Origin of the sequence: Actinomyces sp. 594, assembly GCF_019325145.1 — a bacterium.
GTDB lineage: Bacteria > Actinomycetota > Actinomycetes > Actinomycetales > Actinomycetaceae > Actinomyces.
The window spans coordinates 60,187-71,290 of record NZ_PIZC01000024.1; the positions used below are offsets into that span (position 1 = coordinate 60,187).

Below are 11,104 nucleotides of genomic sequence, written 5' to 3' on the forward strand. Positions count from 1 at the left end.
GCAGATGCCGCAGCCCTTGCAGTAGTCGTAGTTGAAGGCGTAGCGCTTGCCGGGCTCCAGCTTGATGACGGCATTGTCCGGGCACACCCCGAAGCAGTTGTCGCACTCGAAGCAGTTGCCGCAGCTCATGCAGCGCCGCGCCTCGAACAGGGCGTCGTCCGCGTCCAGTCCCTGGACCACCTCGTCGAAGGTCTGGGAGCGGCGGGCCCCCTCCAGGCGCTCGCGCACCTGCTGAGGCGCGTCGGAGTAGTACCAGGAGTTGATGGCGCCGATGTCGGCGAGCCGGTGGCGCTCCGGGTGCTGGTAGACCTCACCGCGCAGGTAGGCGTCGATGGCGCGGGCGGCCTGCTTGCCATGCCCGATGCCCACCGTGACGGTGCGCTGGGAGGGCACCATGTCACCGCCGGCGAACAGTCCCGGGTGACCGGTCATGAACTGCTCATCGACCTGCACCACGCCGTCCTCAATGGTCAGTCCCTCCACTCCGTCGACCAGGCCCAGGTCGGACTCCTGTCCCAGGGCGAGGACCAGGGAGTCGGCGGCCAGGTCCTCGAACTGACCGGTGGGCTGGGGGAAGCCGGTCTCGTCCAGCTCCATCTTCTCGATGCGCAGCTGGCCGGCGTCGGCGTGCTGGACGGTGGACAGCCACCGCATCTGGATGCCCTCCTCCAGGGCCTCCACCACTTCGGAGTCGTGGGCTGGCATGCGGTCGCGGGTGCGCCGATAGACGATGATCGCCTCCTCGGCGCCCAGGCGCTTGGCGGTGCGGGCGGCGTCGAGAGCCGTGTTGCCGCCGCCGTAGACCACCACGCGCCGCCCCAGCATGAGCTGGTCGGCGGCGTCGGCGCCGGCCTCCCGGTCATCCTCCACATCCCTGAGCAGGGTTACGGCGTCGAGGATGCGGGCGGCTTCACCCGCCGGGATGTAGGTGCGCCGCCCGACCTGGGCGCCGATGGCCAGGAACACGGCGTCGAACTCGCCGGAGTCCAGCTCGGAGGAGATGTTGTCCACCTTGCTGTCCAGGATGAAGCGGACCCCCATGCCCTCGATGCGGGTGATCTCGGCGTCGAGCACGTCGCGGGGCAGGCGGTAGGCGGGGATGCCGTACCGCATCATCCCGCCCGCCTTGGGAGCAGCGTCACGGACCGTGACGGCGTGGCCGCGGCGGCGCAGCTGGTAGGCGGCGCTGAGCCCGGCCGGGCCGGCCCCGACCACCAGCACGTGCTTACCGGTATCCGGCGCGCACGGGTCGGGCTGCCAGCCCCGGCGCAGCGCCTCGTCACCCAGGAAGCGCTCGACGGCGTTAATGCCGACGGCCTCGTCCACCTTGCCGCGGTTGCAGGCGGTCTGGCAGGGGTGGTAGCACACGCGGCCCATGACGGCGGGCAGCGGGTTGTCCCGCATGAGCGTGCGCCAGGCCCGCTCGTAGGAGCCGTCCTCGGCGTCGTAGAGCCATTTCTGAATGTTCTCCCCCGCCGGGCAGGCGTCGTTGCAGGGTGGGAGGAAGTCACGGTAGACCGGGCGTTCCACCCTCCAGGCGCCGGTCTTATTCGCCAGGGAGGAGGCGGTGTCCAGGGTGATGGCGAAGGGACGGACCTTCCCGGTGCCGGCCCCGGCGGGAGCGGCTTCAGGAGTCGAAATGGTAGTCATGTCAGTCCTCCTTGGGGGCGTCGTTGAGGTCGGCGCGGGCCCCCAGGGTGGAAGTGGCGCCGGTGGCCTCGTCGTTCAGGACGGGGACCGCTTCGGGATGCCCCAGCAGGCCGTAGCGACGAATGTTGCGGTCGGCGAGGGCCTGGAGACGGCCGATCGTCTGCTCGTCCCTGGTGGGGCGGAACAGGTGTGCGAAGCGGCGCTGGAGCACCAGGTAGTCCTCCACCGGCACCTGGCGGCGGATGGGACTGACCCCGGTGACCTCGCCGTACTCGGCCTCGAAGACGGGGAAGAGCCCCGACTCCACGGCCAGGCGGGCGATGCGCACGGTGTGGGAGGACTTCGCGCCCCAGCCCAGGGGGCAGGGCACCAGCACGTGGATGTAGCGCGGGCCGTGCATGCCCATGGCGTGAGTGACCTTGCGTTCCAGATCGTGCAGGTCCGCGACGGTGGCGGTGGCCACGTAGGGGATCTCATGCGCCATGGCGATGCGGGGCACGTCCTTGCCCTGGCCGAACACGTTGCCCGGGGCGTCTCCCACCGCCTGCGTGGTGGCAGTCCGGGCCGCCGGCGGGGTCGCGCCCGAGCGCTGGACCCCGGTGTTCATGTAGGCCTCGTTGTCGTAGCAGACGTACAGGACGTCGTCGCCGCGCTCGAACATGCCGGAAAGGCAGCCGAAGCCGATGTCGACGGTGCCGCCGTCGCCGCCCTGGGCCACCACCCGGATGTCGTCGCGCCCCTTGGCCCTCAGCCCCGCGGCCACGCCGGTGGCCACGGCAGGCGCGTTGCCGAACAGGGAGTGCAGCCAGGGCAGGCGCCAGGCGGACTCCGGGTACGGCGAGGAGAAGACCTCCAGGCAGCCGGTGGCGTTGACGGTGACCAGGCTGCCTCCGGCCTGCTCGGCCGCCGCCGTGGCGGCGTCGAGCACGTAACGGGCGCCCAGCGCCTCTCCGCAGCCCTGGCAGGCGCGATGCCCGGAGGTGAGCGTGTTGTTCCGCTCCCGGCTGGACTGGAGGGAACGGACCTCCGGCAGGAGCCGGTTGCCGACGGCGAAGGAGCCGACCTGGTAGAAACGTGTCCGTCCGCCTGGCTGCTGCGGTGCAGCGGTGGGAGTGGTCGACGTCGTCGTCATGATGCTGCTCCTTCCGTACGGGGACCGACGGCCGCCAGGTGGGCGGCGACAGTGGCCTCATCCAGGTCCAGGAACTCCAGTGGGGCGAGCTCGCCGCGGTCGGCGCGGCGCAGTACCTCCACCAGGGAGGCCGAGGTGATGTCGCGCCCTCCCAGGCCCGCGGCGACCGTGGTCAGGGCGACTTCGCCGGCACGATCCCACAGGACGCGGCGCAGGTCGTCCTCAACGACGCCACCGCGCCCCAGGGAGAAGGCGCGCTCCAGGCTCACCACCCGCTTGGCCCCGGCCAGCGCGCGCGCCATGGCGGCCTCTGGGAAGGGCCGGTAGGAGGTCAGCGCCACCAGGCCCACCGGTACGCCGTCGTCCCGCAGGGTGTCGACGGCGTCCTTGAGCGTGCCGGTCACCGAACCCAGAGCAACTACCACGGTTTCAGCCCCCTCGGTGCGATAGGTGTGCAGGAGGCCGCCGGACTGCCTGCCGAAGGCCGCGGCGAACTCCCGGCCCACGCGTTCAACCACCTCGACGGCGGCCTGCTGCTTGCGGTGTGCCAGGTAGCGGACCTCGGTGAAGGCCTCGGGTCCCACCATGGCGCCGATGGTGACGGGGTCCTCCGGGTCGAGCGTCTGGACGGGTTGGAACGGGGGCAGGAAGGCGTCCACCTGCTCCTGCTCGGGCACGTCCACGCGCTCGACGGCGTGGGTGAGGACGAAACCGTCCATACAGACCATGACCGGCAGGCTCAGCTCCTCGGCGATGCGGAAGGCCTGGACGTGCAGGTCGGCGGCCTCCTGGTTGTCCGCGGCGAACAGCTGCAGCCAGCCGCTCTCGCGCTGACTCATGGTGTCGGACTGGTCGTTCCAGATGTTGATGGGACTACCGATGGCGCGGTTCGCCACGGTCATGACGATGGGCAGGCCCAGGCCGGAGGCGTTGTAAACCGCCTCCACCATGTACAACAGGCCCTGGGAGGCGGTGGCCGTGTAGGCGCGGGCGCCCACGGCGCTGGCGCCAATGGCTACGGACTGGGCGGCGAACTCGGACTCGACGTTGATGTACTCGCAGTCCAGCTCCCCCACCTTGACCAGACGCGAGAGCTCCTCAACGATGTGCGTCTGCGGCGAGATGGGATAGGCGCACACCACGTCCGGGCGGCAGGCGGCCACGGCGGCCGCCACCGCCTTTGATCCCTCGATTTCACGCAGCACCGGCGTCCTCCTCCTGATCTTGGGCAGTCCGGTCCTGGAGCTCGGTGGGCCTGCCGACCAGCTTGTCCGCGACAATCGCGTGTGCGGCCCGGGCAGCGGCGATGTTTCGCTCACCGACCTTTCCCGGGAAGCGGTCCGCAATGGCGGCGCACACGGCCTCGATGCCGAGCACATCGGTGATGGCGGTGAAGGCCCCGAGCAGGACGGCGTTGGGCAGGGGGCGTCCCAGGTGCTCCATGGCCAGATCCGTGGCCGGCACGGTCAAGCGGTGCTCCGCGGGGACGGCACCCACCATGGCCGGGTCCAGGTTAAAGGCCTCAAAGGGCTTGGCGGAGTTGATAAGCGCATACCCTCCCGGGCGCAGGCCGGCGAACACGTCGATGGCGCCCAGCAGGGTGGGGTCTTGGATGATTACGGCGTCCGGGGTGAGAACGGGTTCGTGAGTGCGGATCGGACGGGTGTCGATTCGGCAGTAGGAGACCACCGGGGCTCCCGTGCGCTCGGACCCGAAGGACGGGAAGGCCTGGGCGTGTCGGTTCTCCTTGAAAGCGGCGTACGCGAGCAGGTCCGCCGCTGTCACCACCCCCTGGCCTCCGCGACCATGGATGCGGATCTGGAACATTGGGCCTCCTCGCCCGGTGCCTGTCGGCGCCGTATTCACTCACCTGTCACTTTAGGACGCTAAGCCCGACTCGTGAGTGCGCTCACACGGCATATTCAGAGATACCGCACATTAGTCCTGACATTCCAAAACCAGCAGTTCGGCCTCACCGATCGACCGGTCGACCTGACCGCATGCCCATTGCAGGCGAGATCAGGCCAACCGGTCGAATCCGCGATTGCGTGCAGCTGGAGACGACGCACCGGAATCCGCGCGACCCGCAGTCGGCTGACTGCGCGAATCACAGTCCTGCAGGACTCGCCCAATAACCGCGTGACCGCGCCAAAAAGGCAACGTTTTAATCCCGTAATTGCCGGTGCGCAGCAAGACTTGACCTCCCGGCAAGGCGGTCTCCCTCGCGTGCGCCATAATCACCGGCGACAGCGGCACGCTCACGGCTCGGGACTCTGGGCTCCCCCACGCGCGACCGCCGCATGCCGCATCCGCAGTATCCCGCCGCCGGGCCAGCCACCCCGGCGTCCCGGCTCATCCGAGGCCCCGAGCCGCCCCGACGTCGCGCGGAGGCATACCGCGGATGCCGGGGCTGCCCCGCCGGCAGGAGAAGCGGAGGACGGAGTCGTGCCCTACCGCTGCTCGCCGCGGGCCAGGCCGCGCAGCACGTACTGCAGGATGCCGCCGTTGCGGAAGTAGTCCGCCTCACCGGGGGTGTCAATGCGCACGGCAGCCTCGAAGGTGACCTGCTCCCCGTCGTCACGCCGGGCGGTAACCGTCACCGTGCGGGGGGTGACGCCTTCGTTGAGGGCGGTGAGCCCGGTGATCGCGAAGGTCTCGGTGCCGTCCAGGCCCAGCGATGCGGCCGAGTCGCCGGCGGGGAACTGCAGCGGGACCACGCCCATGCCGATCAGGTTGGAGCGGTGGATGCGCTCGAAGGACTCGGCGATGACCGCCTTGACCCCGAGCAGGGCCGTGCCCTTGGCCGCCCAGTCGCGCGAGGAGCCGGAGCCGTACTCCTTGCCGCCCAGCACCACCAGCGGCACACCCGCCGCCTGGTAGGCCTGGGAGGCGTCAAAGATGGACTCGGTCTGGCCGGTGAGGAAGTTGCGGGTGTAGCCGCCCTCAACGCCGTCGAGCAGCTGGTTGCGCAGGCGGATATTGGCGAAGGTGCCGCGAATCATGACCTCGTGGTTGCCGCGGCGCGAGCCGTAGGAGTTGAAGTCCTTGCGTGCCACCCCGTGCTCAGCCAGGTAACGGCCGGCCGGGGAGTCTCCCTTGATGGCGCCTGCCGGGGAGATGTGGTCGGTAGTCACCGAGTCGCCCAGCAGGGCCAGCACGCGGGCTCCGGTCACGTCCTCCACGGGCGTCAGCTCCATGGTCAGGCCGTCGAAGAAGGGGGCCTTGCGCACGTAGGTCGAGTCCTCATCCCAGGTGAAGGTCTCCCCCTCCGGGGTGTCCAGGCCCTGCCAGCGCGCGTCGCCGGCAAACACGTCGGCGTAGTCACGGGTGTACATCTCCCGGTCGATGGTGGCGTCGATGACGGCCTGCACCTCGGTGGGGTCGGGCCAGATGTCGGCCAGGAACACGTCCCGGCCCTCACGGTCCTGCCCCAGCGGCTCGGTGGCGAAGTCGAAGTCCATGGTGCCGGCCAGCGCGTATGCGATCACCAGCGGCGGGGAGGCCAGGTAGTTCATCTTCACGTCGGGGTTGATGCGCCCCTCGAAGTTGCGGTTGCCGGACAGCACCGAGACGACCGCAAGGTCGGCTTCATTCACGGCCGCGGACACCTCGGCGGGCAGCGGCCCGGAGTTGCCGATGCAGGTGGCGCAGCCGTAGCCGACCAGGTTGAAGCCGAGCTCGTTCAAGGCGGGCCACAGCCCGGCCTTCTCGTAGTAGTCGGTGACCACCTGCGAGCCGGGGGCGGTGGAGGTCTTCACCCACGGCTTGGAGCGCAGTCCCTTGGCGACCGCGTTGCGGGCGAGCAACCCGGCCGCCACCATCACCGACGGGTTGGAGGTGTTGGTGCAGGAGGTGATCGAGGCAATGGCCACATGCCCGTGGTCCAGGGTGACCTGCGTGCCGTCCGCCAGGGTCACCGGCGTGGGCTTGTGGGACTCGGCGGCATAGGTGGGCAGGATCTGCTCGAAGGCGGGCTTTGCGCCGGACAGCTCGATGCGGTCCTGGGGCCGCTTGGGGCCGGCGATGGAGGGCACCACGGTGGACAGGTCCAGCTCCAGGTACTCGGAGTAGGTGGCCTGCCGGGACGGGTCGTGCCACAGGCCCTGGGCCTTGGTGTACTCCTCGACCAGGCGGATGTTCTCCTTGGAGCGGCCGGTCAGGCGCAGGTAGTCCAGGGTGACATCATCGATGGGGAAGATCGCCGCGGTAGAGCCGAACTCGGGGCTCATGTTGCCGATGGTGGCACGGTTCGCCAGCGGCACCGCGGCCACGCCCTCGCCGTAGAACTCCACGATCTTGCCGACCACACCGTGCGCGCGCAGCATCTGGGTGATGGTGAGCACCACGTCGGTGGCGGTGGCGCCGGCGGGAATGGCGCCGGAGAGCTTGAAGCCGACCACGCGCGGGATCAGCATGGACACCGGCTGACCGAGCATGGCGGCTTCCGCCTCGATACCGCCCACGCCCCAGCCGAGCACGCCCAGGCCGTTGACCATGGTGGTGTGGGAGTCGGTGCCCACACAGGTGTCCGGGTAGGCCTGAGTGACAGGGGCGCCGTCGACCCCGGTGGTCTGGCGGGTGAAGACGGTGCGGGTCAGGTACTCGATGTTGACCTGGTGCACAATGCCGGTGCCCGGCGGCACCACGCGGAAGTTCGCCAGCGCGCCCTGGCCCCAGCGCAGGAACTGGTAGCGCTCGGCGTTGCGCTCGTACTCGCGCTCCTTATTGCGTTCCAGGGATGTGGACAGGCCGAAGGAGTCGATCTGGACGGAGTGGTCAATGACCATCTCGGCAGGAGCCAGCGGATTAATGACCTCCGGATCACCGCCCAGCTCCGCCACGGCCTCACGCATCGTGGCCAGGTCAACGATGCAGGGCACCCCGGTGAAGTCCTGCATAACCACGCGCGCTGGGGTGAACTGGATCTCTGTGTCTGGCTCGGCGGCGGGATCCCAGGAGGCGAGCGCGCGCACGTGGTCGGCGGTGACGTTGGCGCCGTCCTCGGTGCGCAGCAGGTTCTCCGCCAGGACCTTCAGGGCGTACGGCAGCCGTTCCAGGCCGTCGACGGCGTCCAGCCGGAAGATCTCGTAGGGGCGGCCGTCCACATCTAGGGCGGCGCGGGAGTGGAAGGTGTCAAGACTCGTCAAGTTCGTTCCTGTTCATCCTGGTGCGCACCTGCGCACGGGCTGCACTGAGGCGGGTTGACTGGCGGCCACGGTAGTAGACGAAGTTTCATCCGTCGGCAACCTGCGGCAGGACGGCCCCACTGCGAAAACCCGCCCACGCGGCATACGCCACGCGGGAGTTACGAAATAGGTCCGTCCGTCCCGCCCGGGCCGGGTGGCGTTCAGCCGCGCTGGAGTACGGCGATGGTTTCGAAGTGGTGGGTATGGGGGAACATGTCCAGGGCACTCATCGCCGCCAGCCGATAACCGGAGCTGATGAAGCCGCCCAGGTCGCGCGCCAGCGCCGCTGGATCGCAGGCAACCAACACGACCCTGCGCGGCTTCAAGTCCGCCACCGCCTGGATTATTCCGCGACCGGCGCCCTGCCGGGGCGGATCGAGCACTACGACGTCGGCGGTCTCCCCGGCCGCGGCACCGCCCGTTGCAAAGCGCCCCAGCTCCGCCACCGCCGCTGGCGTGACGCGGCCGGCAGTCAGTTGCGCACCCGCGTAGTCGTGCAGGACGCGCCGGGCGTCGCCGACGGCCTGCCCGCTGCCCTCCAGAGAATGCACCGCCCCGGTCAACGCTGCCAGTGGGAGGGTGAACAGCCCGGCCCCGGCGTACAGCTCGAGCACGCGTACGCCTGCCGCCCCTGCTGGATCCAGTGGTGCGTCAGTGGGGCCGGAGCCCATGGCGGTCGCATCCTCGGCGAGGGCGGCACGCACAACCCGGTCGACGAGCACGCTCGGGGCCTCACGGTGCGCCTGCCAGAAGCCGTCAGCGTGCACCGAGTAGTGCAGTTGTCCCAGCCCCAGGCCCGTGGCGTCCACGACCTCGCCGACGCGCCGTCGGCGGGTTGACCGGCCGGCCCCGGTCAGCACGGTCACGTGCCGCCCCGCGCGGCCGCTCTCCTCCAGCAGGACCAGCGGCTCCCCCTCGCTGGGAGCCACCGCGGCAATACGCATTCCCGGGCGGAAGTGCTTGCGCCACAGGGCACGCTCGGTCAGTCCGAGTTCCTGGATGGCACGCACCGCCAGCGGCAGCTCCCGCACCGGCAGGACGTTGCCGCTGCGGAAGCCGTGCATGCCGGCCACACCGGTCTCGGTGACGGTCAGCGATACACGGGTGCGGGTGCCGGCACCGGCGCGTTCACGCACCCGCGGGTTCGGGTCCGCTTCGGCTGCCGCATCGCCGGGCATGGGCTCGACCGGCACGGCGTCCCCGGCGGCACCGGGCAGGGCGGATACGGCGGCAACGACATCTGCGCCGCCGATGCGGCGTAGGCAATCGGCTAGCACCCACCGCTTCCAGGTGCGTTGCGCGGGCAGGGCGACGTGCGACAGCTCCCCACCGCCAACTCCCCCGGGGCCGGCCTCCGCCCAGAGCGGGCGCACCCGATCGGGCGAGGCGGACAGTACCTCTACGGCGTCGGCACGCCAGATCTTGGAGTTCTTCTCCGTCATCACCGCCCGCACCTGCTCGCCGGGCAGGGCATGGCGGACGAACACCACGTGCCCGGAGGGATCGTCTAGCGGGCGGGCAACGCAATGCCCGCCGTGGGCTGGGGCCCCTACGGCAAGGGTCAGGTACTCCGGGGTCGTCGGCGCGGGGGCCGGCGGGCGGGGCGGGGCGTTACGGCGGCGGGGGGTCATGCGTTCTCCTGCGTCTGGGACTGGTGGCGGAATTCCGGTTCCCGTGAGCCGGCGGGTCTGCGGCCGATGGCGACGTGCGTATTGTCCCGGTCCGACGGCGCACCCAGCCACCAGGGCACCGGGGCGACCACCACTCCGGGGGTGAGCCGCAGAGCCGCCCTCAGACGTTGCGCGGTCCGGTTGTGCAGAGCCTGCTCCCACCAGCGCCTCGGCCGGTACTCGGGCAGGAATACTCCTACCAGTTCCCGGGGCGAGTCCGCCCGCGCGCTGCGCACATAGGAGACCACGGGGTCGATAACGTCGTGGAGCGGCGAGTTGAGCACCGTGAGCGGAACGGGCAGCTCGGCATCCGCCCAGTCCCGCAGGAGCTGGTCAGCGGCACCGTCGCCCACATCCACGGTAACGGCTTCGATGGAGGACGGCTGCGTGGACAGGGCGTAGTTCAGTGCTCTCAGGGCCGGCCGGTGCAGGCGGGAGACCAGGACGACGGCGTGTAGGCGTGCGGGCGTCAACCGGGGGGTATCCGGGCCGCTAATGGCAATCTCCCGGTCGAAGCGCCGGTAATGGCGGCGAATACCACTCATGGCCAGGTACAGGCCCACCAGTACGGCCGAGGCGATGACCGGGGCGGCCCAGGCGCCTTGGGCAAGGCTGGTCGGCACCAGCAGCAGCAGCGCAGCGCCGGTTAACACCGCGCCAACGCTGTTGATGATCCGCGAGCGCCGCACACGGCGGCGGATGGTGGGGTCGGTGGCCGTGGCCAGCTGCTGGTTCCAGTGGCGCACCACGCCGATTTGCGCAAGTGTCAGGGAGATGAGCAGGCCGACGATGTATAGCTGTACGAGGCGGCTGACGCTTGCCTGGCATCCGGCTATGAGGGCGACTGCCCCGACCCACAGCACGATGGCGCGCCGCGCATAGGCCGGACGGTCACCGCGCCGCGAGAGTCGGCGGGGCAGGAACTGGTCGCGGCCGAGCGCCCCGGCCAGTGCGGGGAAGCCGCTGAATGCGGTATCGGCCGCCAGAACCAGAACGAGGCCGGTAGTTACGCTCACGAGGTAGAACATGGGCGGGAAGCCGGCGAACACGGCGGCGGCGATCTGCGCCAGTACAGGCTCCTGGTGGTACTCCGCGCCCAGTGGCGCCCCATGGTCCAGCAGCCCGGTTGCGGGGTCTGCGGCGAGACGCACGCCGACGGCGCCTGCGAGGTGCATCACGCTCAGCAGCATGGCGCCGGTGATGAGCCCGAGCATCAGCAAGGTGGTGGCGGCGTTCCTGGACTTGGGCCGGCGGAAGCCGGGCACGGCTCTGACGATCTCCCCCACGCCGGTCAGGGCGACGCCGCCCAAGGCCCAGGCCCGCAGGATGAGCAGGACGCCGGCCAGGCCGGTCAGCCCCTGCTCCCAGCCGTCCTGAGAGGCCAACTCGTAGCCCGCGGAGGGAGCCCGCCCCAGGTTGCCGGCCAGTTCCTGGATCAGGCCGCTCACGGCCGTGGCGGCCACCGC

General features: G+C 70.1%; 7 protein-coding genes. All 7 read right to left on the bottom strand.

Features of this window, described 5'->3' with window-relative positions:
• Positions 1–1,650 (bottom strand): NAD(P)-binding protein (locus GZ998_RS03775; RefSeq protein ID WP_219109073.1); only part of this gene is annotated, 1,650 nt, incomplete at its 3' end.
• Between the two features lies 1 nt (position 1,651).
• Positions 1,652–2,782, bottom strand: coding sequence for a thiamine pyrophosphate-dependent enzyme (locus GZ998_RS03780; protein ID WP_219109074.1), 1,131 nt, complete (start codon positions 2,780–2,782; stop codon positions 1,652–1,654).
• The gene (gene porA, locus GZ998_RS03785; protein ID WP_219109075.1) at positions 2,779–3,987 is read right to left on the bottom strand and encodes a pyruvate ferredoxin oxidoreductase; all 1,209 of its coding nucleotides are present in this window, start codon (positions 3,985–3,987) and stop codon (positions 2,779–2,781) included. Before porA ends, GZ998_RS03780 begins: the two co-directional genes overlap by 4 nt.
• Positions 3,977–4,609 (bottom strand): 2-oxoacid:acceptor oxidoreductase family protein, encoded by a 633-nt coding sequence (locus tag GZ998_RS03790; protein WP_219109076.1) that lies wholly within the window; start codon positions 4,607–4,609, stop codon positions 3,977–3,979. The genes porA and GZ998_RS03790 overlap by 11 nt, the downstream gene beginning before the upstream one ends.
• 623 nt (positions 4,610–5,232) lie before the next feature.
• The gene (acnA, locus tag GZ998_RS03795) at positions 5,233–7,929 is read right to left on the bottom strand and encodes an aconitate hydratase AcnA (RefSeq protein WP_162679257.1); all 2,697 of its coding nucleotides are present in this window, start codon (positions 7,927–7,929) and stop codon (positions 5,233–5,235) included.
• Between the two features lie 200 nt (positions 7,930–8,129).
• The gene (locus GZ998_RS03800; RefSeq protein ID WP_162679256.1) at positions 8,130–9,599 is read right to left on the bottom strand and encodes a class I SAM-dependent RNA methyltransferase; all 1,470 of its coding nucleotides are present in this window, start codon (positions 9,597–9,599) and stop codon (positions 8,130–8,132) included.
• Positions 9,596–11,104 (bottom strand): amino acid permease (locus GZ998_RS03805; RefSeq protein WP_219109077.1); only part of this gene is annotated, 1,509 nt, incomplete at its 5' end. The genes GZ998_RS03805 and GZ998_RS03800, both read right to left, overlap by 4 nt.

What these genes read in the sequence shown, in the direction of transcription:
- GZ998_RS03780 (WP_219109074.1), bottom strand. Translation starts at nt 2,782, where the DNA reads ATGACGACGACGTCGACCACTCCCACCGCTGCACCGCAGCAGCCAGGC.
- GZ998_RS03790 (WP_219109076.1), bottom strand. Translation starts at nt 4,609, where the DNA reads ATGTTCCAGATCCGCATCCATGGTCGCGGAGGCCAGGGGGTGGTGACA.
- GZ998_RS03800 (WP_162679256.1), bottom strand. Translation starts at nt 9,599, where the DNA reads ATGACCCCCCGCCGCCGTAACGCCCCGCCCCGCCCGCCGGCCCCCGCG.